This is a genomic window from Mucilaginibacter sp. CAU 1740 (assembly GCF_039839285.1).
GTDB lineage: Bacteria > Bacteroidota > Bacteroidia > Sphingobacteriales > Sphingobacteriaceae > Mucilaginibacter.
This window is the reverse complement of the sequence record NZ_JBDOQS010000004.1, coordinates 12,279-37,845: the sequence shown is the minus strand read 5'-3', so window position 1 is coordinate 37,845 and position 25,567 is coordinate 12,279. Positions and strand designations below refer to the sequence as shown.

The 25,567-nt window shown below is 43.3% G+C and carries 27 protein-coding genes; all 27 read left to right on the top strand.

Annotated features, from left to right (window positions below; genetic code table 11):
- Position 1: 1 nt before the first annotated feature.
- The 27 genes from AAFN85_RS10460 to AAFN85_RS10330 are packed head-to-tail and all read left to right on the top strand — an operon-like array spanning position 2 to position 25,556.
- Positions 2–1,105, top strand: a complete 1,104-nt coding sequence (locus tag AAFN85_RS10460) for a DegT/DnrJ/EryC1/StrS family aminotransferase (RefSeq protein WP_347527165.1) — start codon at positions 2–4, stop codon at positions 1,103–1,105.
- Complete coding sequence (locus AAFN85_RS10455; RefSeq protein ID WP_347527164.1) at positions 1,098–1,640, top strand: hypothetical protein; 543 nt, start codon at positions 1,098–1,100, stop codon at positions 1,638–1,640. The genes AAFN85_RS10460 and AAFN85_RS10455 overlap by 8 nt, the downstream gene beginning before the upstream one ends.
- The gene (locus AAFN85_RS10450; protein WP_347527163.1) at positions 1,627–2,175 is read left to right on the top strand and encodes a hypothetical protein; all 549 of its coding nucleotides are present in this window, start codon (positions 1,627–1,629) and stop codon (positions 2,173–2,175) included. The genes AAFN85_RS10455 and AAFN85_RS10450 overlap by 14 nt, the downstream gene beginning before the upstream one ends.
- Positions 2,168–3,172: a glycosyltransferase gene (locus AAFN85_RS10445; protein ID WP_347527162.1), complete on the top strand. Its 1,005-nt coding sequence runs from the start codon at positions 2,168–2,170 to the stop codon at positions 3,170–3,172. Before AAFN85_RS10450 ends, AAFN85_RS10445 begins: the two co-directional genes overlap by 8 nt.
- Positions 3,165–4,259, top strand: coding sequence for a glycosyltransferase (locus AAFN85_RS10440; protein ID WP_347527161.1), 1,095 nt, complete (start codon positions 3,165–3,167; stop codon positions 4,257–4,259). Before AAFN85_RS10445 ends, AAFN85_RS10440 begins: the two co-directional genes overlap by 8 nt.
- Before the next feature lie 3 nt (positions 4,260–4,262).
- Positions 4,263–5,210, top strand: coding sequence for a glycosyltransferase family 2 protein (locus AAFN85_RS10435; RefSeq protein WP_347527160.1), 948 nt, complete (start codon positions 4,263–4,265; stop codon positions 5,208–5,210).
- Positions 5,207–5,881, top strand: a complete 675-nt coding sequence (locus AAFN85_RS10430) for a CatB-related O-acetyltransferase (RefSeq protein WP_347527159.1) — start codon at positions 5,207–5,209, stop codon at positions 5,879–5,881. Before AAFN85_RS10435 ends, AAFN85_RS10430 begins: the two co-directional genes overlap by 4 nt.
- 10 nt (positions 5,882–5,891) lie before the next feature.
- Complete coding sequence (locus AAFN85_RS10425; protein WP_347527158.1) at positions 5,892–7,610, top strand: HAD-IIIC family phosphatase; 1,719 nt, start codon at positions 5,892–5,894, stop codon at positions 7,608–7,610.
- On the top strand, positions 7,610–7,855 hold the full coding sequence (locus tag AAFN85_RS10420) for an acyl carrier protein (protein ID WP_347527156.1): 246 nt from the start codon (positions 7,610–7,612) through the stop codon (positions 7,853–7,855). Before AAFN85_RS10425 ends, AAFN85_RS10420 begins: the two co-directional genes overlap by 1 nt.
- 15 nt (positions 7,856–7,870) lie before the next feature.
- Complete coding sequence (locus AAFN85_RS10415; protein ID WP_347527154.1) at positions 7,871–9,283, top strand: MBOAT family O-acyltransferase; 1,413 nt, start codon at positions 7,871–7,873, stop codon at positions 9,281–9,283.
- On the top strand, positions 9,283–10,353 hold the full coding sequence (locus AAFN85_RS10410) for a hypothetical protein (RefSeq protein WP_347527153.1): 1,071 nt from the start codon (positions 9,283–9,285) through the stop codon (positions 10,351–10,353). The genes AAFN85_RS10415 and AAFN85_RS10410 overlap by 1 nt, the downstream gene beginning before the upstream one ends.
- A 20-nt stretch (positions 10,354–10,373) precedes the next feature.
- Positions 10,374–11,216: a glycosyltransferase family 2 protein gene (locus AAFN85_RS10405; protein WP_347527152.1), complete on the top strand. Its 843-nt coding sequence runs from the start codon at positions 10,374–10,376 to the stop codon at positions 11,214–11,216.
- Positions 11,217–12,155, top strand: coding sequence for a glycosyltransferase family 9 protein (locus tag AAFN85_RS10400; RefSeq protein WP_347527151.1), 939 nt, complete (start codon positions 11,217–11,219; stop codon positions 12,153–12,155).
- Positions 12,155–13,075 (top strand): glycosyltransferase, encoded by a 921-nt coding sequence (locus AAFN85_RS10395; protein WP_347527150.1) that lies wholly within the window; start codon positions 12,155–12,157, stop codon positions 13,073–13,075. Before AAFN85_RS10400 ends, AAFN85_RS10395 begins: the two co-directional genes overlap by 1 nt.
- Positions 13,076–13,996: a glycosyltransferase family A protein gene (locus AAFN85_RS10390; protein ID WP_347527149.1), complete on the top strand. Its 921-nt coding sequence runs from the start codon at positions 13,076–13,078 to the stop codon at positions 13,994–13,996.
- Complete coding sequence (locus tag AAFN85_RS10385) at positions 13,978–14,949, top strand: glycosyltransferase family 2 protein (RefSeq protein ID WP_347527148.1); 972 nt, start codon at positions 13,978–13,980, stop codon at positions 14,947–14,949. The genes AAFN85_RS10390 and AAFN85_RS10385 overlap by 19 nt, the downstream gene beginning before the upstream one ends.
- 15 nt (positions 14,950–14,964) lie before the next feature.
- Positions 14,965–16,188, top strand: coding sequence for a hypothetical protein (locus tag AAFN85_RS10380; RefSeq protein ID WP_347527147.1), 1,224 nt, complete (start codon positions 14,965–14,967; stop codon positions 16,186–16,188).
- Positions 16,172–17,122: a hypothetical protein gene (locus AAFN85_RS10375; protein ID WP_347527146.1), complete on the top strand. Its 951-nt coding sequence runs from the start codon at positions 16,172–16,174 to the stop codon at positions 17,120–17,122. The genes AAFN85_RS10380 and AAFN85_RS10375 overlap by 17 nt, the downstream gene beginning before the upstream one ends.
- Positions 17,110–18,399 (top strand): glycosyltransferase, encoded by a 1,290-nt coding sequence (locus tag AAFN85_RS10370; RefSeq protein WP_347527145.1) that lies wholly within the window; start codon positions 17,110–17,112, stop codon positions 18,397–18,399. Before AAFN85_RS10375 ends, AAFN85_RS10370 begins: the two co-directional genes overlap by 13 nt.
- Entirely contained in the window at positions 18,386–19,276 is an 891-nt protein-coding gene (locus AAFN85_RS10365) for an FkbM family methyltransferase (RefSeq protein ID WP_347527144.1), read from the top strand. The genes AAFN85_RS10370 and AAFN85_RS10365 overlap by 14 nt, the downstream gene beginning before the upstream one ends.
- On the top strand, positions 19,276–20,451 hold the full coding sequence (locus tag AAFN85_RS10360; protein WP_347527143.1) for a glycosyltransferase family 4 protein: 1,176 nt from the start codon (positions 19,276–19,278) through the stop codon (positions 20,449–20,451). The genes AAFN85_RS10365 and AAFN85_RS10360 overlap by 1 nt, the downstream gene beginning before the upstream one ends.
- On the top strand, positions 20,427–21,839 hold the full coding sequence (locus AAFN85_RS10355; protein WP_347527142.1) for a hypothetical protein: 1,413 nt from the start codon (positions 20,427–20,429) through the stop codon (positions 21,837–21,839). The genes AAFN85_RS10360 and AAFN85_RS10355 overlap by 25 nt, the downstream gene beginning before the upstream one ends.
- Entirely contained in the window at positions 21,836–22,975 is a 1,140-nt protein-coding gene (locus AAFN85_RS10350) for a glycosyltransferase (RefSeq protein ID WP_347527140.1), read from the top strand. Before AAFN85_RS10355 ends, AAFN85_RS10350 begins: the two co-directional genes overlap by 4 nt.
- Positions 22,972–23,595: a class I SAM-dependent methyltransferase gene (locus tag AAFN85_RS10345; RefSeq protein WP_347527139.1), complete on the top strand. Its 624-nt coding sequence runs from the start codon at positions 22,972–22,974 to the stop codon at positions 23,593–23,595. Before AAFN85_RS10350 ends, AAFN85_RS10345 begins: the two co-directional genes overlap by 4 nt.
- On the top strand, positions 23,592–24,455 hold the full coding sequence (locus AAFN85_RS10340; RefSeq protein WP_347527138.1) for a glycosyltransferase family 2 protein: 864 nt from the start codon (positions 23,592–23,594) through the stop codon (positions 24,453–24,455). The genes AAFN85_RS10345 and AAFN85_RS10340 overlap by 4 nt, the downstream gene beginning before the upstream one ends.
- Positions 24,452–25,012 (top strand): archaeosortase/exosortase family protein, encoded by a 561-nt coding sequence (locus AAFN85_RS10335; protein ID WP_347527137.1) that lies wholly within the window; start codon positions 24,452–24,454, stop codon positions 25,010–25,012. Before AAFN85_RS10340 ends, AAFN85_RS10335 begins: the two co-directional genes overlap by 4 nt.
- Positions 24,999–25,556 carry a WcaF family extracellular polysaccharide biosynthesis acetyltransferase gene (locus tag AAFN85_RS10330; protein ID WP_347527136.1) on the top strand — a complete coding sequence of 186 codons (558 nt, stop codon included), beginning with the start codon at positions 24,999–25,001 and terminating at the stop codon, positions 25,554–25,556. The genes AAFN85_RS10335 and AAFN85_RS10330 overlap by 14 nt, the downstream gene beginning before the upstream one ends.
- Positions 25,557–25,567 lie beyond the last annotated feature (11 nt).

The window sequence follows — 25,567 nt, the reverse complement described above, 5'->3', positions numbered from 1 at the left end:
GATGAACATTCCTTTTTTGTCGTTTACCGCTCAGAATGATTTAATTGAAGATGAGATCCGCGCGGCTTTTGAGCGTGTGTTTCAAAACAAGTGGTACATACTGGGCAAGGAGGTTACGAGCTTTGAGCAGGCCTATGCCCAATACAACCAGGTACAGCATTGCATAGGCGTAGCCAACGGACTTGATGCCTTGCACATCGCCCTAAAAACATTGGAAGTTGGAGAAGGTGACGAGGTGATCACACCATCAAACACATTCATAGCCACCTGGCTGGCCATATCGCAAACGGGCGCAACGATTGTTCCCGTTGAACCCGATCCGCAAACTTATAACATTGATGTAACCCGGCTTGAGGCGGCCATCACCCCAAAAACTAAAGTGATAATGCCTGTACACCTGTACGGCCAGGCATGCCAGATGGATACCATTATTCAGATTGCAAACAAGTATAATTTGTTTGTAATTGAAGATAATGCTCAGGCACAAGGCTGTACCTATAACGGCAAACTTACCGGCAGCTTTGGCAATATTAACGCAACCAGCTTTTATCCAACAAAAAACCTGGGGGCATATGGTGATGCGGGGGCTTTGACCACCAACGATGCCGCTCTTGCCCAAAAAACAAACCTGATTCGCAATTATGGATCGGAGAAAAAATATTATAACGAGGTTATTGGCGTAAACTCGAGGCTGGATGAATTGCAAGCTGCATTTCTTTCAGTAAAATTAAAATACCTCAACAGCTGGCTTGATGAGCGTAAGCAAATAGCCGACGCATATACCAAAGCACTCGCCGGTATCCCTGATCTAATATTACCGGTTACCGCACCGCGCGCGGACCATGTTTATCATTTATATGTAGTGCGAACAACCAAACGCGACGAGCTTGAAAAGTATTTAAATGATAACAGCATTGGTACAGGCATCCACTATCCTGTTGCACCACACTTGCAAAAAGCATACGAGCATCTGGGCTATAAAAAAGGCGATTTCCCGATAGCCGAAGAAATGGCCGAAACCTGCCTGAGCCTGCCCCTTAACCCGGGCATGACTGATGAGGAGATCGCTTATGTATGCAAAGCTATCCAACAGTTTTATGAATAATATCCTGATCATCAGTAACAGGCTGGGTATTGGTGGTGCAGAGAAGCTACTGATTGAATTGGTAACCTTCGCTCAAAAGAACAATATAAACCCCACGGTGCTTATACTGGATAGTTACGATGAGGAACATTATGATCGCATCTTAAAAACTCAGGGTGTTAAAGTAGTGCGCACACGTATTAATAACATAAAACATTTCAGGGCACCAGCTAAAATGATGCGTTCAGCATGGTGGGCTGTTAAGCTAAAATATTTTGCAGCAAAATATTATAAAAGCATCCACACCATAGGCCTTTATAACGTGGATAAAGTTTTTGACACCGTGTTACACTCCCACCGCTTTTTTTGGAATGTGAACAACGCTGTTCAATTCCCTAAGCGGGAATATGCCTATCAACAAGAGATTTTCGGCAATCCCAATGATACTATCGTCAGCATCAATAAATACCAGGAGACTGAACTTTTCAGCCAGTACGGTAATGCTATAAAAGCCAAAATGGTGCTGGCAAAATTATTTATCAATGATCAGGATTAACCTGGTAGCCCGTGTAGCGGGGGATAAGAACGCCTTCCCCGACCTGGTAAATATGGCCCATCAGCTTAAACAGCAGGGCATGACGGGCTTTGTGCTAACGTTTATTGGTGCTATTGAGGACAACGCTATATATGAAAACACCATCCGGTTGGCTGAGCAATTGGGGGTTACAGAGCATATCGCTTTCACCAAAAGATCAATCCCGATGGCCCAACTGAGTGAAGAGCTTAAAAGCGGTTACTTCTTAAATTTTACCGTTGGCAGTTTTATGGGCTACTCATCTATAGATAGTATTAACCTCGGCTTCAAAACCATTTTTTGCAATTGTGACGAATTCCTTGCGGATGAGAAGTACGATTACATTAACGTTTGCCGCAACCTTAATGAAGTGGTAAAACTGTTTCTATTAATAGATAAAGATGCCGAAACGATTGATAAGCAGATGATGGCTAATAACCAACTCATGAAGCGATCGTTTCTGTTAACAGCCGAAGACGCTTCGCTGTTAAAAAGCCTAATGTTACCGAATGGATAACACTGCGCAGTTGGGCATATCGGTAATCATTTGCACTTATAATGGCGCGCTGCAGTTGCCTCAAACACTCAGCCACCTGGCAGCGCAAGAAGTGCCTGCAGAAATAAATTGGGAGATCATTATTGTAGATAATGCATCAACCGACGCGACAGCCGAAGTCGCCCGTTCTGAATGGCAACAATACGATTTGCCTAACGTGGGCTTTTCTATTTTAACCGAATCACGCCCACGCAAGTATTACGCCCTGGCAACAGGTGTTAATAACGCTAAATACGAATACATCGTTATCTGCGATGATGATAATTGGTTAAATGCGGGGTATATTAACAAGGCCTACCAAACTATCAATACCAAACCATTGGTTGCAGCCGCTGGCGGGCAAGGTATAGCCGTTACGGAAAAGGAAATCCCCTCATGGTTTGCACAATATCAGCAGATATATGCGGTGGGCAAACCGGCAGCAACATCGGGCGATGTATCGACTAAAGGATATTTATGGGGGGCGGGCATGGTATTTCGCAAATCGCTTTACCAAAAGGTTAACCGTGATATTTCATCCCTGTTGCTTGGCCCCGATAAAACAGAAAGTGCCCGCGCCGAAGATGTTGAACTTTGCATGCGGTTTATCTTAGCCGGTTACAGCCTTTATTATGATGAAGAGCTGGTATTTAAGCACCATATTTCATCTGATAGGCTAACTGAAAAATATCGAGATAAACTCCTGAATGTTAATGATCATGAAACCCGGGTGCTCAACCTGTACCGGAAACAGATCGGCATCAACAGCTTATCGGCATTAAAAAAAAACTTATTGCTTGTTGCAAGCTGGTTACGCTACCTGGCCTGCAAAATAATTCCGGGCATTAAAAAGTGGCATTACGCTTATGAGGCCGAGGTAATTTATCTGCTGAATGGCACAAAAATGGCCGGAGTTTCTGACGATGCGATCAGGGTCAGGGAATTAAATCTTAGTTTATCTAAAAAAGCTGTTGCCTAATATCTATAAACATGCTCATTTTTTACCCGATGCCTTTGGGCATGGCGGTAATAAACGCGCCTCGCAGATAGATCATTTGCTATCCGAGGCAAGGATTGAAGCAAAACAGGCTGATCTGAGTAATACCATAGCTACCGGCAGCAAACTCTCTTTTTATTTAAGCGGACTGCAGCAAACCAAAACCCTGCGAGCCGGTAACAAAAACAACTATGCCATTGGCCGCTACAAGGCTATTTTTGAACAGTTTGTTAAACAACATAAACCAGATCTTTTTATCTGGGAATCGACGGTTGAGTATAACCTTTTACTGGCCGAAGTTCTTTACAAGCATCATGTTCCGGTTGTAGCCTTACCGCATAACCTCGAATCGTTAGTGGCAGGTAATAAAAGCGTGTTTTCAAACAAACCGTCGCCGCAATGGCTATTTGAAGAGCTGGATTATCTAAAGCTATGTAAAAAAGTGTTCACCATTTCGCGCGAGGAGCATTGGCTGCTTTCTAACTATGGCATTGATGCAGCGTACCTCCCCTATTACCCGGCCCCGGCTGCCGAAGATTTTCTAAAACAGATTAGGCAAAAACGAGAGCTGGCAAGCAATAAAACTGAGAATACAGAACAAAATATATTGCTGCTCGGAACATTCCACAACCAGCCAACACTTACCGGTTTTAGTGAACTGTTACAGCAAATACAAACTATAAAAGGAATTAATATCCATATCGCGGGCTTTGGCTCGGAAGTGTTAAAAGATAAATTCCCGGCAGAAAATATTAGGGTATGGGGATCTGTCGATAACAATACTTTAGCTCAGTTGATAGCCGATTCGGATTGCGCGGTTATCCATCAGCAACCTTCGGGTGGGGCTTTAACACGCATACCCGAGTTATTGATTGCCGGCTTACCTGTTATTGCAAACACGCACGCAGCCCGGAGCTGCGATCTGGTAACCGGGATAATGGTTTACGATAGTTATGACGAGTTGAAAGCTATCTTATCATCCGGAAACTTTACCCAGCCATCTGTGCTAAAACGCCCGGCTGAAGAGCAAAGGTTTATCAGCTATATGAAAACTTTAACAACAGTTTAAAATTTGAACCTGCCCGATTTGTCATCTTACCAATCAAACTTCATTACCAAAGGAGTTAAATTGCCACTGCCTGTTATTGAACATGCGGAAGATGGCTTATTGAATAGTTTGCCATCTCCGCCTTCCGGTAAAACAGGCTGGCCATGGGACAGGCAAACCGATCCGGCTGTTTACAGTAAAAAAACAAACTGGCCAAAGCTTACCATCGTTACCCCGTCATACAACCAGGCGGGTTTCCTGGAGCAAACCATCCGGGCAGTGCTATTGCAAAACTATCCCAACCTTGAATATATCGTTATGGACGGTGGCAGCAACGATGGCTCACTACAGATCATCGAAAAATATGCCCCCTGGATCAGCTACCATCAGCATGAAAAAGATCGCGGCCAAAGTCACGCTATAAACATGGGCTTTAGCTTGTCATCGGGCGATTATCATGCATGGATCAACAGTGATGATTATTACCTGGAAGGCGTTTTTCAACAGGTAATAACCAGCTTTATAAAAACTAAGGTCGATTTTATTTACGGTTATGGAATTGACCGCAATGTGTTAACCGGCCAGGACAAACTTAACCGTATCCTGCCTTTTATTGACTACTTCATTAAAATCCCAGGTTTGGTACAGCCTTCAACATTCTGGAGTGCAAAAATTCACGAACCAATTTGGGAAGAATTACATTGCGCCTTGGATTATGAACTTTGGCTGAGGCTGGTGAAAGGCCACCGCAGGCTGTTCATCAAACAACCTTTATCGGTAGCGCATATCCATGACGAGGCCAAAACCCATTCTCCCAAAATGAAGGAACAGTGGGAGGCCGACCATCAAATGATCTGGAGCGAAAGTGCGCATGGCGCTGTACATGAGTGGAAAAGGATCACGTTTTTAAACCGGATCAGGATAAAGCTTTATTCACTATTTCAACGTTTTACTCCCATCAAAACGAAATGAAAAACTGGATAAGGCGTAGATCTTTTCGTCTGTTGGGTTATTTCATCCCCGAAATACACGAACTCAAATGGCTTAGGGCTATTAAAGGCTCAAGCATAGTACCAAGCAAACTAACAGAATCTGAAGCCGGTAACGCCAATATTTTCGCGCCATATACTATTGTTAAAAGCAAAATTGGTAAGGGAACTTATATCGCCCGCAACTCATTTATCAGTTTTTGCGAAATAGGGAAATTTTGTTCTATAGGGCCTAATGTAATTTGCGGCTGGGGTATCCATCCAACTAATGGCTTATCAACATCGCCGGTATTTTATTCAACGCAAAACCAGGCTGGGTTTCATTATGCCAAAGAAGATAAAATTACCGAAAGGGCACCCATTACCATAGGCAACGATGTTTTTATAGGCATGAATGTTACCATTTTAGATGGCATTACCATAGGTAACGGCGCTATTATTGGTGCAGGCGCGGTTGTATCTAAAAATATCCCTCCTTATGCGGTAGCCTATGGCTCACCTATCCAAATTGTGCGGTTCAGGTTTAGCGACGAGCAAATAACAGCCCTTGAAAAAATTAAGTGGTGGGATTTTGATGATGAAAAGATCCTTGAGGTAGAGAAACACTTTTTTGATATCGATGGGTTTATCAACAAATACAAACAGGAAAATTAAGCTTCAATAAATGCTGTCATTCTCCGATCTGAAAAAAAATTTAAAAAAAGATATTACCAGCTTAACACCCGTTAAAGTAGCATTGCTGGCCGATAGCGCATCGCAGTTTATAAATACCGCAATAAGAGGCTATGGCGTAGAACTGGGTTTAAAGCTGGAATTATACGAGGCCGATTATAACCAGATTGAACAACAGGTTTACGATCCAACATCTGAGTTATATGCCTTCGCCCCCTCCTACATCGTTATCATCCAATCAACCGAGCATTTACTGCATAGCTTTTATAAGGAGGATAACCGCGCGGGGTTTGCTAATGAGGTGATCGCCAAAACAGCCGATCTTTATACCACGCTATCCCAACGCTTAAAAACCCAGGTTATCATCAATACTTATGTTGAGATAAATGATCAGGTTTTTGGCAGTTACGCGGCTAAAACAAAAACCTCGTTTCTATATCAGTTGCGAAAATTAAACTTAGGTTTAATGGACCTTGCTGTAGAAAATACAGGTCTGCATATTACAGATCTCGCTTCCCTATCTTCGTTTAAGGGATACCAAAACACCTTCGATACCAAAATGTATATTAATGCCGATATGGTATTCGGGATTGATTTTTTACCGGCCATTGGTCAAAGCATCAGCCAAATCATCGCGTCGACACTCGGCAAATCAAAAAAATGCCTTGTGCTTGATCTGGATAACACCCTTTGGGGCGGCGTTATTGGCGATGATGGTATGGAGAATATTATGATAGGTAGCCTGGGTATGGGTAAAGCTTTTACCCAGTTGCAGCTTTGGTGCCGCGAGTTAAAAAATCGGGGCATTATATTGGCGGTATGCAGCAAAAATACACTTGAAATTGCGCAAGAACCATTCATCTCTCACCCGGATATGGTACTAAAACTGGATGATATTAGCCTGTTTGTAGCCAACTGGGAAAACAAAGTTGATAACATCCGTTACATACAACAGGTACTGAACATTGGGATGGACAGCATGGTATTTTTGGATGATAACCCCTTTGAACGCGAAATGGTCAAATCGGCCATTCCCGAACTAACGGTGCCTTCCCTACCCGATGACCCTGCCGATTATATGCTATTTTTGCGGGAACTAAATTTGTTTGATACCGCGTCTTTCACCGAAGATGATAAAGATCGCACCGAGCAATACCGCCAACAGGCACAGCGTACCAGTCTGCAAAACAACTTTGCCAACGAGGCTGATTATTTGGCCAGTTTGGATATGCACTCACGAGTGAACGCTGTTGATAAATTCACTTTGCCGCGGGTTGCGCAATTAACTTTGCGCTCAAACCAGTTTAACCTGCGTACCATCCGCTATAACGATGCGGATATCACAGAGATCAGCAATTCGAAAGATCATTTTACGCTAACTTTTAACCTCGAAGATAAATTTGGCGATAATGGATTGATAGCCGTGATCATCCTCAAAAAAACAACTGAAGACAACCTTTTTATCGATACCTGGATCATGAGTTGCCGGGTATTAAAACGCGGAATGGAAAACTTCACGCTTAACAATATCGTACAAGTTGCCCGGGATAATGGGTTCGGCAAAATTGTGGGCGAATACCTGCCTACTAAAAAGAACGGCATCGTAAAAGATCATTATCAAAACCTGGGCTTCACCCAAAACGGTGATGTTTGGGAACTTAATACAGACAATTACATCAATAAACAAACATTTATAACCGGCAAACAATAATGGCTACCGAACAAATAATTACACAGGTTAACGATATTTTTAAAGATGTATTAGAAAACGACGACATCGTGCTTACACCCGCTACCACCGCCGCCGATGTAGAAGAATGGGATTCGTTAAACCACATCCAGCTGATTGTAGCTATCGAAAAAAAATTCAGCATCCGCTTCACCACTGCCGAGATCTATACCTGGAAAAACATTGGCGATATGTGCGCCATGATAGCACAAAAAACGCAGAAATAATCCTTCGCCCGGCCAATGCTTTTTAACTCGCTCCTGTTCCTGCTTTTTTTCCTGATAGTAACGCCTGTTTACTACCTGCTGCCCCACAAAGCCCGCTGGGGCTGGCTGCTGGCTGCAAGCTGTTACTTTTACATGTACTTTAAGCCGGTATATATCCTCATCATCTTTTTCACCATTATTGTTGATTATATAGCCGGTATAGTGATCGAGAAATCGGAGGGGCAAAAGCGGAAGCTTTTTCTTATCCTAAGTCTGGCGGCTAACATCGGTGTACTGGCTTTTTATAAGTATTTCAACTTTTTGGCCGAAAATATCAACTTTATCGGCTCCTCGTTCCACGCGCCCGAGATCCCTTTGCTTAATTTTATTTTGCCCATCGGGTTATCGTTCCATACATTTCAGGCTATGAGTTATACCATCGAGGTGTACCGCGGCAATCAAAAGGCCGAGCGGCATTTGGGCATTTACTCCCTGTATGTAATGTTTTACCCGCAAATGGTAGCAGGGCCAATTGAGCGGCCGCAGCATATTTTGCCACAGCTACATAGGGTTAATAACTACAATACTAAAAACCTGGTCACCGGTATTTTCCTGATGCTGGTAGGTTTGTTTAAAAAAGTAGTGATAGCCGATAGGCTGGGTTTATACGTGGATCCGCTCTTTGCCAACCTACATGCCCATTCGGCTTTGGATATGATGGTGGGCATTTTCTTTTTCGCCTTCCAAATCTATTGCGATTTTAGCGGTTACTCGGATATTGCCGTGGGTGCGGGGCTTACCCTCGGCATCGAACTGATGCGGAATTTTAACTACCCGTTCACCAGCGCCTCTATCACCGAGTACTGGCGACGCTGGCATATCTCGCTTTCCACCTGGCTTAGCGATTATGTATTTACACCCATCCTAATCAACAAACGCGATTGGGGCAAGGGAGCGGTATATTTCGGTTTAACGGTTACCTTTTTCATCAGCGGTTTATGGCATGGTGCCGGCTGGCCTTTTATTATCTGGGGCTTATTGCATGCTGTAGCTATGTGTTACGAGGTTTATACCAAAAAGCGTAGGGCCAAATTGGCGAAGAAGATTCCTGCCCCACTTTACCAAAGCTTGAGCGTAGTTTTCACCTTTTTATACTTGCTTTTTGCCTGGATCTTTTTCAGGGCGCATACCATTCAAGACGCGTTTTTTATGCTCGGCCGTATCGTAACGTTCCATAACATGAGCTATACAGCAGCCGGGCTGATGAATGTAAAAGAGATCTTCTATTGCCTGCTCATTATCGTTTTATTGGTGGCCGGCGAAAAAAAACTATATAAGATCGCGGACCTTAGCATCACTAAAAAAATACTGGCCTCGGTTGCGTTCTTGATATTGTGTTACTTTCTGGGTGTTTTTAACGAGGCCCAGTTTATTTATTTCCAGTTTTAATGCGTAAGATAACCGGCATATTGATCACCATTGCAAGCCTGGCCGTATTACTAACAGCCATGAACCAGGGTTTTATAAACCGGGTTAAGCAGGACAGATATTTCGACCATCTTACGCCAGACAGCGCGAAACCAAAATCACTTTACCGCAAAGTTTTTATGCGCAGCGACCGATGGGATTATGGCGACTTGTACGGTATCAGTTTCATCCCCGAATACAGGATAAAACTAATCCCGTTTAAAACTTACGATAACCGGGCTGATAAAGCTCCTACCAATAAAGTACTCTACATTATCGGTGATAGTTTTACAGCAGACAAAAATTTCAATAACGCCTTTGATGGTTTTGACCAGGTAGTTTTCCTGGACAGGCGGTTTCCATTCGGCCCGATCAAACCTGATACCACCAAACAAAACTACCTCATCATGGAGTTTTCGGAGTTGAATATTGCCAACTACCGTTCAAAAAAATCGTTCGAAATCTTAAACGATGCCGATGTGCCTCCGGCCTTCAAACCGGTTTCATTGCCTGAACGCCTGGGCAATATCATCTTTAATAAAGACCTCAATAAAAACATCGAGCTGTTACTTTTTGATGATAAGTTATTCACGCCTTTTAAAGAAATTAAAGCAGCATTCAACTATCATATTTTAGGACGTTTACCTAAAGAGGTGGCCGTGAGTACCGATAAAAAACGATTGTTGTTAAACAGCACTGTGGATACTACTTCTAATCAATCTGTATTCAGGTCGTTATCAGATACCGAAGTCGATTCTGTAAACATAAGCCTCAAAGCCGATGAAAAGCATTACCTATCGCTGGGCTTTAAAAAAGTGTACCTGTCGCTTATACCTAACGCCGCATCAATTTATGATGAGCATCGGTTAAACTATAATCATTTAGGCCCGAGGATTGAAAATAAAACAAGCGTTCCTCTCATTTCTGTCTATAACATTTTCAAACAAGATAAAAGAAACCTATACTCCCGTAGCGATGCACATTGGAACGATGTAGGTTTCGGCATTTGGGTAACACAGGTTAATACTGTTTTAAAAGCAGGTAGCAATTGACGCCTTTTTTCTCCATCATTATGCCCCTGTTTAACAGCGGCAAAACACTGCAGCAAACTTTGGATAGTATCAGCAATCAGAGTTTTAACGATATTGAACTGGTGTTTGTAGATGGAGGCTCGGCCGATGATACCCAGCTTATTGTTAGCAACTTCAGAAAATCGGGGCAGGCGGCAGTCCAATTCATATCCGAACCCGATAAAGGGATTTACGATGCCATGAACAAAGGCATCGATATGGCAAAGGGCGAATGGCTTTATTTTATTGGGGGGGATGATTCCCTTGCCGACAACGGGGTGTTGCAAAAGGTTTACGATGCCATAGGCGATCAAAATATTGATCTGGTTTACGGCAATGTAACCGGCATAGCATCCGGCACAAAATATGCCGATGATACTGTAACCAAAGTATTATCGCGCGGCATCCATCACCAGGGTGTATTTTACCGGCGCGAGGTGTTTAATTACACCGGTAAATATCAGCTTAGCTTTAAAGTTGCTGCCGATTACCATTTAACGCTGAAGGTATTCTGCAATCCTATTTTCACAACACAATATATCGATACCAACATCGCTTACTTTGGTGAAGCTGGCTTGAGTTCAACCATGTACGATTATCGTTTCTTTAGTTATCACTACCGGTTTTTAGCTCAACATAAAGCTACGGATAACTTGGCAGATGAATTGGCCTGCCTTAACCAGTCGGTTTATTGCTGCCTTTATCTCGCTAAACAAAAACAGAGCATGAGTTTTGCCTGGAGCAATCTATTATATTATATAACCCGCTCAAATCCGCTAACCATCGTACAACGCTTTAAAACGTTCTTCAATATGCTAAGCTGGACCATTAAGCCCTCAAAATAATTGGCCGGACCGATCAAAACCATAGCCGCCACACTGGGCAAAATTTTAAAACACGGCCTGCCATCTCACATTATAGCATTCGGCGAATCGTTGGGTGATAACCTGCTACTCACTGTACTAACAGCCAACCTTAATGAACGTGGCTTTAAAAACGTTTGGATCAAAAGTGATAGGGTGCAATTGTTTGAACATAATCCTCATATTAAACTGGTACTCCCCTTCAACACTTTGCTATCAGGCACATTATTGAAATTGTTCGGTACAAAAATGGTGTATCCCAAATACACTGTCTACAATAAAGAAACTGATAGCGACCAGATACCGGAAAAGCATATCATTTTAAAAATGGCCGATGACCTGCAACTGCAAGGTGATATCAAAGCCAGTCCGGTGTTAAATCTCACTCCGGCGGAGCGCAGTACCGGCGAATGGGCGAAAAATGCTATCGTTATAACCACCTCGGCAACAGCGGCCCTTTTTCCCATGCGTAATAAAGAGTGGATAGTTGAAAGGTACCAGCAAATAGTTGATCGTTTTAAGGATGATTATCAGTTTATACAGTTAGGCTCATCAACCGATGCCCCCTTGACTAATGTTACCGATATGCGCGGCAAAACCGATGTACGCCAAAGCGCTGCCATACTAAGTAATGCAGCTTTACTATTGTCGCACGTGGGTTTTATGATGCACCTTGCACGGGCCGTTGATTGCCGGTCGGTAATTATTTACGGTGGCAGGGAGAAGCCCGAACAATCTGGCTATGCCTGTTTTGAAAATATTTATTCGGCCGTTGAGTGTTCACCATGCTGGTTGCATAATACCTGCCATTACGATAAAAAGTGCATGGATCTAATATCGGCTGATATGGCTGCTGATGCGATTACAAAACAACTCAGTTTAAAAAACGAACCGCTAACCACAGATATATTGGTTAATTAATGAGGCTTTCGGTAATTATCCCCACATACAATCCTGATAAAAAACGGCTGGAGCAAACGCTGAATAGCCTGAAAAGCCAATCATCAGGAATGCATGAGTGGGAACTGATCATCATCGACAACAACTCATCAAACAATTTTCAAAACCAGGTTGATTTGAGCTGGCATCCCGCCGCCAAAATTATAACGGAAACCAAACAGGGTTTAACTTATGCTCGTCTTAAGGGTTTCAATGAATCGGCAGGCGAAATCATTGTGATGGTTGATGATGATAATATTCTCAACAGCGATTACCTGGAGCAGGTTATTTCCATATTTGATCAAAACTCACAATTAGCGGCCCTCGGCGGTAAATCCTTGCCTTTATTTGAAGCGGCACCTCCGGTTTGGCTTCATGAATTTTACGGCAATTTGGCCCTTCGCGATTTAGGCAACGATATCATCATTTCCGGCTGGGTTAACCAATACCCACATGCTGCACCAATTGGAGCAGGTATGGCAATGAGGCGCGAAGCGTTAGATACCTATATCGTCAAAATAACAACCAGCAAAAGCACTATCAGTGACCGCAGTGGAACTTCCTTAAGTTCGGGAGGCGATAATGATCTGGTACTTGAGATCCTGAAAGCAGGCTGGCAGGTTGCTTATTTTCCTCAACTAACGCTACAGCATATTATTCCAGCCCAACGGATGGAGGTTGCTTATCTTGCCCGTTTAGTTCACGATACCAATAAATCGTGGGTGCAGCTATTGGAAAGCCACGGTATTAATCCCTGGAAACGCATCTCAACTTCCGGCGTACTGCCCCGAAAAATAAAAGCCTGGTTTACTTATAAAGCATGGAAAAGCAAACCCGATCACATCAAATGGCAGGGGGCCTGCGGCTTATTTGAGGGTTTGGCCAGCCTTCCCCAAAACTAAATGATGCAGGCGCTGATCAACTTTCTATACCGTAATCCCAAAGCAAAGCTTAAACATTTCGCGAGGTTTGGCGGATATTTCAATTACCGCAAAATGATGGCAGCGCGCCGGCAGATGGAAAAGGCATCGCTTAACCTGCCGCCCATTGCATCAACAAATGATGGTTTGCCTGTTTATTTCTTAACCGGCAAAAATTATCTCTATCAAACGCTTTTCTGCATCCGCTCGTTGGTTTTGGTTACTAAAACAAATTTCAGGTTTGTTTTGGTTGATGATGGCAGTTTTGATGAGGAGCTTATCAGCAGGATAAAAAAACAATTACCGGGGGCTGATATCGTTACTAAAGATATCATAGCACGAAACCTTCAACGTGTAATTCCGGAAGCACAATTCCCTTATCTGCATCAAAAAAAGGCTGTTTATGCACACATCAAAAAACTGACAGATATCCATACAATCCCCGGTGAAGATTGGAAGCTGGTGCTTGACTCAGATATGCTTTTCTGGCATGAGCCTTTCGAAATGTTGGAATGGCTGCGATCGCCCAATCGCCCCTTACATATGATCGATTGTGGCGAAGCTTATGGATACTCAAAAAAACTAATGGAAGAGCTGGCCGGTACAACTATTAAACCATTAATAAATGTTGGTGCCATCGGCTTAAACAGCAATAATATAAATTGGCATGATCTGGAACGCTGGGCCGAAACCCTGGAACAGCGGGAAGGCACATCCTACTATTTAGAGCAAGCTTTATCGGCCATGCTCATCGGCGATGAACACGCCGCCGTACTACCGCCGGGCAAATACATTGTTAACCCCGGCAAAACAACTATAGCCGCGCAAAACGGGTTGTTACACCATTACGTCGACCTATCTAAAGAGGGCTATTATAAACTGGCATGGAAAAAACTGGTTTAAAAACTATGCCCCTTGTTTCGGTTTGTATCCCGGCTTATAACTGCGAAAAATATGTTGGCGAAGCTATCCAATCTGTATTAGCGCAAAGTTATCCAAATATTGAGATAGTTGTTGTTGATGATGGTTCGACAGACGGCACATTAAACGCTATCGAGGCAATAGATGATAAACGGATCAAATCCATAAGTTCAACAAACCGGGGAGCGGCAGCGGCCAGGAACCTCGCTTATCAAAACTCAACCGGCGAGTTCATCATTTTTTTTGATGCCGATGACCTGCTATCTATTGATTTTATCGCGCAGCAGATGAGCAGAATGGATGGCAGGAAAGATGCTATCGTACTATCAGGATGGGGCCGCTTTTATAACGATGATCTAAACACCTTCAAAAAAGAAGAGATCCCCTACCGTGAGATGGGACTTGCCCAATGGATCAATACCTACTGGTACCAGGGCAACCCCATGACAGCGCCGGGCAGATCGCTTATCCCCCGGTCGCTGCTTAACGAGGTCGGCACATGGAACGAGGAGTTAAGCCTTAACGATGATATGGAATTTTATACGCGGTTGTTCGTCAAAGCTTCGGGCATATTAATCTGTGATGAGGCCTTGTTATACTATCGTTCGGGCGTAGGTGGCTTATCGGGCTACAAAGGTGATAAAGCTTACCGATCGCTGCTACGATCCATCGGTCTGTCTATCAACCATATTTTACAGGCAGTGGATAATGATGATCAAATAAAACGAAGCTGCGCCAATATGTTGCAGGGCTTTATTTATGAGCTTTATCCCCGTCATACCGCACTCATGAGCGAAGCCCAAAAACAAATCGATGAACTGGTTAAACCCGATCTGAAATTTATGGCGGGCGGCATCACCAGTTATATGCTACCGGTTTTTGGATGGAAGCTAACCAAGCGCATCAAGTTATTATTAAAAGGAGATCGTAATTAGATCAATAAAAAAGCGTTGAAAACAAAGCCGGCGAAGATCAGTATAGTAAGTCAATCGCACCTTTGCCGAAACCCGCGGGTTTTGAAAGAGGCCTTGGCATTGGCCGATGCGGGTTATACTATAACCATTTTCACTGCCATTTACAGCGACGATCTGTACCAACAAGATCTTTCCTTAATTGCAGGTACCGGCATCAGATATGAAATTTATAGCGATCTGCGCAATCAAAACTTCGCAGCTTTTAAAGCGAGGATGAACCGAAAATTTTGGCTTTTCGCACAAACACTCGGTATCGAAAGCAAGTATAGCCTCGGTTACGACGCCTCCCGATTAAAAAAACAAATACTTGCACAACCTGCCGATTTGTACATTATGCACCAGGAACTGGCAACCGTAACCGGTAGCCAGATGGTTAATAAATACAAGGTAGCTTTTGATATTGAGGACTGGTATTCGGAAGATCTTTTACCCGAAGCCCGTAAACACAGACCCATCAAACTATTAAAACGCGCCGAAAAAACAGCCATTGAAAAAAGCGCTGCCTGTTATACCACATCGCATGCTATGGCGCAAGGGCTTCAGGCTTTTTATAAAACAGCGAACAGGCCTACGGTTATATATAATTCCTTTAATGCCGCCCCAAGTGTTTCTACACCTGAACAGCACGATTTTTTACACTTATACTGGCTGTCGCAAACCATAGGTGAAGGTCGTGGATTGGAGTTTTTTATTGGCTGCATGGCTCAAAGCATCAGCAAATGCAAATTGAGTTTAAGGGGCAATGTTTCCGAGACTTATAAAGACAGCCTGCTTGAATTATTATCGCCAAAAGACAGTATTGATTTTTTGCCAATGCTGAAAAACGACGAGATCCAGACTGACATGGGCAGGTATGATATTGGCCTGGCTCTTGAGCCGGATAACCCGCCTAATAAAAACCTCACCATATCAAACAAGCTTTTTCATTACATGGCGGCGGGCCTACCGGTTATTGCCTCCTATACCAGAGGTCAGGCCGAAATAGCGAAGCAATGCCCGGATCTGGTTTTTCTGTACAACCAAAACCAGGCAGACGACTTAACGGGGATCTTAAACAAGCTTGGTTCACAATTACAAACCGGGCAATTGAACGATTTGAAAACGCAGGTACTTGATTTTTACAAAGCAAATTTTTCATGGCCTATGGAGGCTAATAAATTAGTCGCGCTTATCAATTCTATTTTTGAAACAGAAAGTTAGTCTACAGATCAATCTCGCCCCCGGCGATTACCCTCATGTTCAATACCTGCTTCCGCACCAGTTGAAACAGCTGCAGGCGCAAGTTGATGAGATTATTTTAACAGTAGATACGCGACCCGGCAAAGGCCGCTTTGCCGAAGGCTGGTTTAAATACAAAGATTCGCTTGATCAATTTTTAAAAATAGTTATCGAACCGCAGTACCCGGTAAAAATTATCACTGTTGATTATACGCCCGCAATTAAGCAACAAGTAGCACAATACTTTTTTGGCAAGGATAACATGCCTGTTAAAGATTTTAGAGGTGGGCCATTTTATGCCTACTTTTTTGGCCTGTACTCGGCTGTGAATAACTTTGTATTTCATTTAGATTCGGATATGTTTTTGGGTGGGGGTAGCCAGCATTGGATTGCGGAAGCTGCACAGCATTTCAACTCCGATCCGGCCTGCTTTGTGATGGCACCTTTACCGGGACCACCCCGAGCCGACGATACTTTGCTTGATCAGCAGATTATTGATAAGCCGGCACCTTTTACATGGCAACTTGGAGGCATGAGCACCAGGATCTTTTTGATGGATAAATCACGGTTTAATACAGATAAGCTTGAGTTAGGGAAACCATCGCTACGCAACCAATTAAAAGCAATTATTGAAAAGCATAATGTTGCCGATCTGCCCGAGCATTTAATTACCTCCTTTATCAAAAAACACAATTTAAAGCGTATTGATTTTTTAGGATCGGGCAAAGGTTTGTGGTCATTACATCCCCCCTACCGTACCGCGGCCTTTTATGAGCAACTGCCCGAAATCATTAAGCGGGTTGAAGCCAACGATCTCCCGGAAAAACAGCAGGGCTTTTATGATTTGATTGATGAGGTTTGCGACTGGACGAAAGCCCGCGAGAAACTAAAAAACAACCGCTGGTGGAAACGCTAAAAAAACTACTCATCATCTCTCCATACTTTCCGCCGGTAAACGCCGCCGATATGCAAAGGGTACGCATGAGCCTACCCTATTTTGCCGAACAGGGCTGGCATGCCGAAGTAGTGACCATAGCGCCTGAGTATTCAGATCTGGCACAGGATGAATTGCTACTGCAAAGCGTTCCTTCTACCATAAAAACACACTACGTTAAAGCTTTTAGTAAAAGCCTTACATCAAAGGTAGGCTTGGGTAGTATCGCGTTGCGCTCGCTTTCGTATTATCAGCAAAAAGTAAATAGCATTTTAAAGCGGGAAAAATTCGATCTTATCTATTTTTCAACTACCCAGTTCCCCGTTTGTATTTTGGGTGCCTACTGGAAAAAGCGTTTCGGCGTTCCTTATGTTATAGATATGCAAGATCCCTGGCATTCCGATTATTATATCAATAAACCCAAAAGCCAGCGTCCCCCCAAATATTGGTTCGCCTACCGCTTAAATAAATACCTGGAGCCTATCGCCATAAAAAATGTGGATGGGCTGATCAGCGTATCGGCAGGTTATATCGATCAGCTTAAATCCCGTTACCCGATAATTAAAAATATCCCGGCCTCGGTTATCACTTTCGGCGCTTTTGCTCCCGACCTCAAAATAGCGCAGGATAACAGACAGCAATTTGTTCCGCTTTTAAATGATGAGTATATCAACATTGTGTATGTTGGTCGTGGGGGGAAGGATATGCACCGGGCTATCAGCCCGGTTTTTGAAGCATTCAAAAGCGCGTTAAAAACCAATCCGGAAAAATTCTCAAAAATAAGGTTTCGCTTTATAGGTACCAGCTATGCCCCGAGTGGGCAAGGCGTGGCTACCGTTTTACCTTTGGCGCAACAATTTGGTATTGAAAACTATGTTATTGAACATACCGATCGTATCAGCTATTATTGTACCCTGCTTACCTTGCAACAAGCCAACGCGTTGTTCATCCCCGGCTCGGACGATCCGCAATACACAGCGTCGAAAATATTCCCCTACCTGCTTACCAGGAAACCCGTACTCGCTGTTTTTAATAAGAAAAGTTCGGCAATACCCATTATGCAGGATTATGGCGTACAACATATTTACAATTATGATGATGTAAGCCAGGAACAACTTTCAGTATTTTTTGATCAACTGGTGAATCATACTCTCGACGCCGTTGACTATAATGCCGATGCCGTTAAAAGACATTCGGCCGCCGAAATGACACAGGCGCAATGCCATTTATTTGATCAAATACTTAATGCGGGCCATTAAACGCACCATCGGTTTTATACTAAACCATCCGTTAGGAAAAAAGCACCCGGTAAAGGCCCTGCTTAGATTTGCCTATTGGCAACTGCAATCAAGGCTATCAAAATCGAGGTTTATTATAAAACCATTTATTGGCGATGTTAAATTTTACGCTGCTAAAGGCTTAACCGGCATCACCGGCAATATTTATACAGGCCTGCACGAGTTTACAGATATGGCTTTCCTGCTGCACTTTTTGCGACCGGAGGACCTGTTTTTCGATATCGGGGCCAATGTAGGTTCATATACCTTGTTAGCTTCAGGACACGTCGGCTCAATAAGCATTACGCTCGAGCCTGTTAAATCAACCTTCGAGATCCTCAGCAAAAATATCCAACTGAATAATTTACAAGGTCAAGTTCAATTGATCAATGCCGGCGCGGGGTCACAAACAGGCGAGATCAAATTTTCGGCCGATGAAGACACGGGAAACCACGTATTAGCCGAAAATGAAACTGGCAAAACCAATACCGTTACTGTACCTGTAATTACTGTCGATTCATTATCGGCAACTGCTCCGGCTTTAGTTAAAATAGATGTGGAAGGATTTGAAACAGAAGTACTGAAAGGGATGACCAATACGCTTAATTCATCAACTCTTAAGGCTATTATTATTGAGTTGAACGGATGCGGAGAGCGGTATGGTTTTAATGAAAAGGATATTCACAACTTACTGCTAAGCCATAATTTTAAACCTTTCAATTACGATCCTTTTAACCGGACACTAACCGAATTAAATACATTCGGAAATTACAATACTATTTACTGCCGCGATATCGATTTTATCAATAACCGCCTGCAACAGGCAACTCCCATTAAAATAATGGGCGAAACTATCTGATGCAAAAGTTAGCCATTATCACAACCCACCCTATCCAGTACTATGCCCCGGTGTTTAAACTGTTAAACCAAAGGCAAAACATAGGCATTAAGGTGTTTTATACCTGGGGCGAGGCCGCGCAACAAAAGTTTGATCCGGGTTTTGGAAAATCCATCAGCTGGGATATTCCCTTATTGGAGGGCTATCCTTATGAGTGGGTAAAAAATGTAGCTCCGGATCCCGGTTCGCATCATGCCAAAGGAATTGATAATCCGGGGCTGATTGAACAGGTAAACGCATGGCAACCGGATGCCGTATTGGTTTATGGCTGGTTTTATAAAAGTCACCTCAAAGCCCTGCGCAACTTTAAAAGCAAGATTCCGGTTATTTTCCGCGGAGATTCAACGTTGCTTGATAATACCGGAGACATTAAGGCGATATTAAGGGCGATTTATTTAAGTTGGATTTACCGTAACGTTGATCATGCTTTATATACAGGCACCAACAATAAAGCCTACTTCAAAAAATTCGGGCTGAAAGAAGCCCAGCTTACCTTTGCCCCGCATGCTGTGGATAACGACAGGTTCGCGGTAACAAGACTTGAGGAAGCAGAGGTATTAAGGAAACAATTAGGCATAGGCCCGGATGAAAAACTGGTACTATTTGCAGGCAAACTTGAAAACAAAAAAGCACCAGCTTTATTGTTGCAGGCTTTTACCGAACTCAATATCCCCGGTACGCACCTGCTTTTTACAGGCAGTGGCATTTTAGAGATCGAACTAAAAAACCAGGCCTCGCTGTATAAAAACATCCATTTTATGGAGTTTCAAAATCAGCAATATATGCCGGTAATTTACCAAGCTTGCGATTTGTACTGCCTCCCCTCAAAAGGCCCGGGCGAAACCTGGGGGCTTGCCATAAACGAGGCCATGGCCTGCGGCAAAGCCATCCTGATATCGGATAAAGTTGGTGCCGGTACCGACCTTGTTAAAGAAGGCGAAAACGGCTCAATATTTAAAGCAGGCGACCTCACCGCTTTAAAAAGCGAATTAAAAACATTGCTCCAAACCGAAAAAAGCACGTTATTTACCATGGGGCAACGCTCTAAAGCAATTATTGCCGACTGGAGTTTTACACAACAGGTACAGGCCATTGAACAATTAACCAATAAATGCAGGAAAACAGCAAAGCGATAGAGCGCTATATTGTATTATTTGTACCCTGGCTACTGGCACTTGCCTGTAAAGGCGATAGTGTTCTTTCTTACTTTATTGCATGGCTTGGCTCCTTCTTTATTTTTCTGATCAGCCTTACGGGCTGGGTGCGCCCTATACCTAAAGACCGCTCAATGGCCGAGCAACTTATGCGGCCAATATTCATTATCCAGATCATATTTGCCGGGTACATGTGCTGTACCTCGATATTTTACTTTTTGAACAGCCTTGGTTATGAAAACTTTAAGCAGGTTAGTTTTCATACCCTGCATGATAAGGATACACTTGGTTTGATAGCGCAATGCCAGCGTTATTATTGCCTGGGGCATGCCTCGTTTGTTGCTGGTGTGCTGATATTTATGAACCACCCGGTCAAAAAAAAGTATCATATCGAAAACCAGAAGCTGGCCAATTTGCTGTTATTTGCCGCGGTGATCAGTTTTCCGGTATCGATCATGTTTTTGAAAATACCGGGCCTTTCGCAGTTTTATTATCAATTCAGCTCCTTAAGTTTTATAGCGGGCACGCTTGCTCTTGCTTTCGCCATACCCTTAAAAAAAATAGGGAACACACTTATCTGCCTGGCATTATACTCTTTCAACTTTTACCAGGCCCTAACATCGGGCTTTAAAGAACCTATCATTATCAGCGTGTTGGTATTGGGGATTTTTCTTTATCCAACTTATAAAAAATTAATAGCAATAACCTTTGTACCTCTTATGCTGTTGCTGTTTATGGTTTTGCCCACCTATAACCATATTTTCAGATCGAACGCATGGGGCGGCGATGCCAACAGCGATGAAGCATCGCAAGTGGCCCTGAGCGCAGCACTTAACAGCGACGATGATGAACTGGAAGATACCAACTGGGATTTTTTGGTGTACCGCCTCAGCGAGATAGATATGTTTACCAAGTTTGTACAATCAACCCCCAAAACGGTTGATTATTACGGCTTCGATCTCATTAAACAATCACTCATTGCACTGGTACCGCGGGTATTCTGGCCTTCCAAACCTATTACCGAAGATCTGATCATGCAGCGTGTTTATGATGCCGGGGTAATTAACCGTAACTCAGTAGTTTCGGCAAAGCCGGCTTATATTGTTGATGCATACCTATCCGCAGGCGATTTCGGGATCTTCTTTTATCTCTTCGCCTACGGGGCCATAGCACAACTCATCTGCCTCAAAGCCGAAAAACTTTTCGGCGGATATATTTTAGGTACAGCGTTGATATTTTCCGGCCTGTTCCAGATCATGTGGCGCGGTATCAGTTTCGAATTTATGTTTAACACGGTATTCTGGAGCTATATCAGCATGCTGGCCATCCATAAAATATTGTTAAGCACCCATACTTTAAAAGAGGTTTGAAAATTCTGCATGTTGTTGCTTCGTATAAACCGGCCTATGTTTACGGCGGGCCCATCATGTCGGCAGCTATGCTTTGCGAGCAGCTGGTTAAAACCGGGCAGCAGGTACAGGTTTACACTACTACAGCCAATGGCGCTACAGAACTTGATGTAGCAACAGGAAAACCAATTGATGTTGATGGCGTACCGGTAACTTATTTCCCCCGCAAAACAAAAGATCATAGCCACCTTTCGCCCGGTTTGCTTAAAGCTGTATATCGTGATGCCAAAAAGTTTGATGTAGTGCATGTGCACGCCTGGTGGAACCTTGCCGTAGTTTTAGCTTGCTTTGCAGCTTTAAAGCGCGGGGTGCCCGTTGTGATTTCGCCACGGGGTACTTTAAGCCCGTATTCGTTTCAAAATAAAAACACCGCCGTTAAATCGCTGATGCACCGTATCAGCATGCCTTTTTTAAAAAAGAGCCACTTCCATGTAACCTCAGTTCATGAGCAGGAGGCTGTTAAAGCCGTAGTTACCGGGAAAAGCATTACCAATATACCCAACTTTGTTAAGTTGCCGCCGTTAAAACAAAACAGCGATGAAAGCCACCGCTCGGATGTTTTTAAACTATTGTTTTTTTCAAGGATCGAGGAAAAAAAAGGCCTGGATATCCTGATCCGTTCATTAAAATTGATCAAATTCCCGTTTCAGCTTACCGTTGCAGGCAGTGGTACAGAAGATTACGTTAATGAATTGAAAGCCCTCGCTATTGAAAATGGCGTTGATGATAAAATAACCTGGACAGGTTTTGTTAATGAAGAAAAGTTCAACTTACTCAATAACAACGACTTGTTCGTACTGCCATCGTACGATGAAAACTTTGGCAATGCCGTAATTGAAAGTTTGAGCGTAGGCACCGCGGTTTTAATCAGCAATGGTGTTGGCTTAGCCGGTTATGTTTCCATTAATGAACTTGGCTGGGTTTGCGAAAATAATGAAGCCACAATTGCCACGCATATCAATAATATCATCGGCACACAAACCACCGAACTTGACCGTATAAGGCAAAGCGCGCCATCAATAATTTATCGTCATTTTGAAGGCAGCGCCTTAGTTAAAAAATATATCAATATGTACCAACAGATCATTACCTCATGAGTAATTACCAGGATTACGGCTACCCTAACGACAGTCCCTGCCACATGGTTCAATACCTTGAGCAGCCACTCATGTCGCTTTTGGATAAAAACACTAACCGCAGCATCCTTGATCTTGGTTGTGGGAATGGCTTTTGGGTAAACTATCTGATCAAGCATGGATATAATGCTTATGGCATCGATGCCTCAGAACAAGGTATCGCGATAGCTGATAAAATAAATCCAGGCAGGTTTTTTCTGCACGATCTTTCGGTACCCGGCTTGCCTAAACAACTGCATGGGATGCAATTCGATACTGTTATATCTACCGAAGTGATCGAGCACTTGTATGATCCTTATGCTTTTGTGGCCCTCTGTCGCGATGTATTAAGTGAAACCAAAGGCGAACTCATTATCTCCACCCCATATCATGGCTATTTGAAAAACCTGTTTTTGAGTATTTTTAACAAGTGGGATAGCCATATCAGTCCGCTGTGGCAGGGTGGGCACATAAAATTCTGGTCGGTTAAAACGCTTACCCAAATTTTAAACGAGCATGGCTTTGAAGTAACCGAATTTAGGGGTTGCGGCAGGGTTCCGTATCTTTGGATGACCATGATAATCAAAGCCAGACTGAAGTGAGCGAAAGCCTCGACATTATTATTTTAACCTTTAACGAGGAGCGGAACATTGAGGCCTGCCTGCAAAGCGCGGCACAATTAAAGGCCAATATTTTTGTTGTGGATTCGGGTTCGACGGATCAAACTATTGCCATCTGCCAAAAATATACGCCGAACATTTTTGAGCATCCTTTCGAAAATTATTCAGTTCAGCGTAATTGGGCACTTAATAACTTACCGCTAACCGGCAACTGGATCTTGAACCTTGATGCCGACCATCGGGTAACGCCCGAACTGGCCGCGCAGCTTAACGATATTTTCGGTAAACAGGTTAACGAAGAGATCAATGGCTTTTTAATTAGCCGTCGTACCATGTTCATGAATAAGTGGATAAAACATGGTGGCCATTACCCAACATACCATGCCAACCTGTTTAGGCGGGGCTTTGGTATGTGCGAGGAGAAACTGTACGATCAGCATTTTAAAGTTACCGGTAAAACGCAGGTGCTTAAAAATGATATTGTTGATGTAATTACCGATTCGCTTACCAGTTTCATCAACAGGCATAACCACTGGGCTACGCTTGAGGCACAGTATCAAATGGAGCAGCAACACGCCCCCGCCCTTGACGATAACGGACAATTGGTACACCCGCGCCTGTTTGGCAACCCGATGGAGCGCCGCCGATATCTGAAAAAACGCTACGAAGCCTTTCCATTATTTGTACGGCCTGCAATTTACTTTACCATCAGGTACTTTTTTAAGTTGGGCTTTCTGGATGGCACAACCGGCCTGATATTCCACTTTTTACAAGGCTTTTGGTTCAGGTTTTTGATAGATGCCAAAATTTACGAATTACGGAAGGAGGCTAAAAAGCGATGAAGCAGTTTTTAAATAACCCTGTTATCCGTTTTGTTGTCCTCTTCGTGTTACTGTTCACTTTATTTTATTGCTTTAACTTAGCTTTCTTCGGCATAACCAGTCCGGGTAATAATTACAGCGAGTTTTTAGCTAAGCATTTAAATTATATAGCAGCACTGCGCCAGCTTTTATTGGATTGCAGCGGACAGATCCTGAACTGGTTGGGATACACAGCCATTGATAATAATTACGAGTTGCTGGTTGCCGGTCGCGGTAAATTGGTAGTTGTGTACAGTTGTTTGGGGTTAGGTTTGATCAGTTTCTTTTCGGCATTTGTGCTGGCTTATCCAGTCAGGATCAAATCAAAAATTATTTTCCTGGTATCGGGCGTGTTAACTATTGAAATTTTAAATGTTACACGCTTTGTGTTGCTGGCCGTATTTTGGTCAAAAAAAACAGGCCAGATAGTTGATCACCATACCATTTTTAATATCATTCTTTATATCCTGATAGCGCTTAGCCTTTATATTTGGGTGAAACGCACCGATAAGCAGAACGCCGCCAATGTCAAAAACTGATCTGTCAACCTATAATAACTATCCTTACCATCCGGGAGGCAGCGCGGCAAAGCGGATAGTGTGGTATTACGTTAACGCGTTTTTTCTAAAAACAAGCCTGATCCCCTCAAGCAAATTTAAGGTTACGTTGTTAAGGTTATTCGGCGCCCGCATTGGCAAAAAAGTTACCATTAAGCCTTGCATAAACGTAAAATATCCATGGAATTTAAGCATAGGCGATGCAAGCTGGGTTGGGGAAAATGTTTGGATAGATAGCCTGGTGCAAATTACCATTGGTGCAAATGTATGCCTCTCGCAAGGGGCAGTCTTGTTAACCGGAAGCCACGATTATAAAAGATCATCTTTTGATTTGATAACCAAAGGTATAATTTTGGAAGATGGAGTTTGGATAGGTGCCGGTGCCATGGTTAACCTTGGTATTACTGCGGCATCGCACGCCGTGCTAACCAGTGGTTCCATCGCTACCAAAAACCTTGAGGCCTATAGCGTTTATCAGGGTAACCCTGCGGTAAAGATACGCGAACGTAAAATTGAAACAACTTAAACTACATCTGC

Excerpts from the sequence above, each read along its gene's own strand:
- AAFN85_RS10450 (WP_347527163.1), top strand. The coding sequence starts at position 1,627 with ATGATCAGGATTAACCTGGTAGCCCGTGTAGCGGGGGATAAGAACGCC.
- AAFN85_RS10405 (WP_347527152.1), top strand. The coding sequence starts at position 10,374 with ATGCCCCTGTTTAACAGCGGCAAAACACTGCAGCAAACTTTGGATAGT.
- AAFN85_RS10365 (WP_347527144.1), top strand. The coding sequence starts at position 18,386 with ATGCGGGCCATTAAACGCACCATCGGTTTTATACTAAACCATCCGTTA.
- AAFN85_RS10330 (WP_347527136.1), top strand. The coding sequence starts at position 24,999 with ATGTCAAAAACTGATCTGTCAACCTATAATAACTATCCTTACCATCCG.
- AAFN85_RS10355 (WP_347527142.1), top strand. The coding sequence starts at position 20,427 with ATGCAGGAAAACAGCAAAGCGATAGAGCGCTATATTGTATTATTTGTA.
- AAFN85_RS10385 (WP_347527148.1), top strand. The coding sequence starts at position 13,978 with ATGGAAAAAACTGGTTTAAAAACTATGCCCCTTGTTTCGGTTTGTATC.
- AAFN85_RS10410 (WP_347527153.1), top strand. The coding sequence starts at position 9,283 with ATGCGTAAGATAACCGGCATATTGATCACCATTGCAAGCCTGGCCGTA.
- AAFN85_RS10335 (WP_347527137.1), top strand. The coding sequence starts at position 24,452 with ATGAAGCAGTTTTTAAATAACCCTGTTATCCGTTTTGTTGTCCTCTTC.
- AAFN85_RS10425 (WP_347527158.1), top strand. The coding sequence starts at position 5,892 with ATGCTGTCATTCTCCGATCTGAAAAAAAATTTAAAAAAAGATATTACC.
- AAFN85_RS10345 (WP_347527139.1), top strand. The coding sequence starts at position 22,972 with ATGAGTAATTACCAGGATTACGGCTACCCTAACGACAGTCCCTGCCAC.
- AAFN85_RS10395 (WP_347527150.1), top strand. The coding sequence starts at position 12,155 with ATGAGGCTTTCGGTAATTATCCCCACATACAATCCTGATAAAAAACGG.
- AAFN85_RS10360 (WP_347527143.1), top strand. The coding sequence starts at position 19,276 with ATGCAAAAGTTAGCCATTATCACAACCCACCCTATCCAGTACTATGCC.
- AAFN85_RS10445 (WP_347527162.1), top strand. The coding sequence starts at position 2,168 with ATGGATAACACTGCGCAGTTGGGCATATCGGTAATCATTTGCACTTAT.
- AAFN85_RS10430 (WP_347527159.1), top strand. The coding sequence starts at position 5,207 with ATGAAAAACTGGATAAGGCGTAGATCTTTTCGTCTGTTGGGTTATTTC.
- AAFN85_RS10390 (WP_347527149.1), top strand. The coding sequence starts at position 13,076 with ATGATGCAGGCGCTGATCAACTTTCTATACCGTAATCCCAAAGCAAAG.
- AAFN85_RS10420 (WP_347527156.1), top strand. The coding sequence starts at position 7,610 with ATGGCTACCGAACAAATAATTACACAGGTTAACGATATTTTTAAAGAT.
- AAFN85_RS10455 (WP_347527164.1), top strand. The coding sequence starts at position 1,098 with ATGAATAATATCCTGATCATCAGTAACAGGCTGGGTATTGGTGGTGCA.
- AAFN85_RS10460 (WP_347527165.1), top strand. The coding sequence starts at position 2 with ATGAACATTCCTTTTTTGTCGTTTACCGCTCAGAATGATTTAATTGAA.
- AAFN85_RS10415 (WP_347527154.1), top strand. The coding sequence starts at position 7,871 with ATGCTTTTTAACTCGCTCCTGTTCCTGCTTTTTTTCCTGATAGTAACG.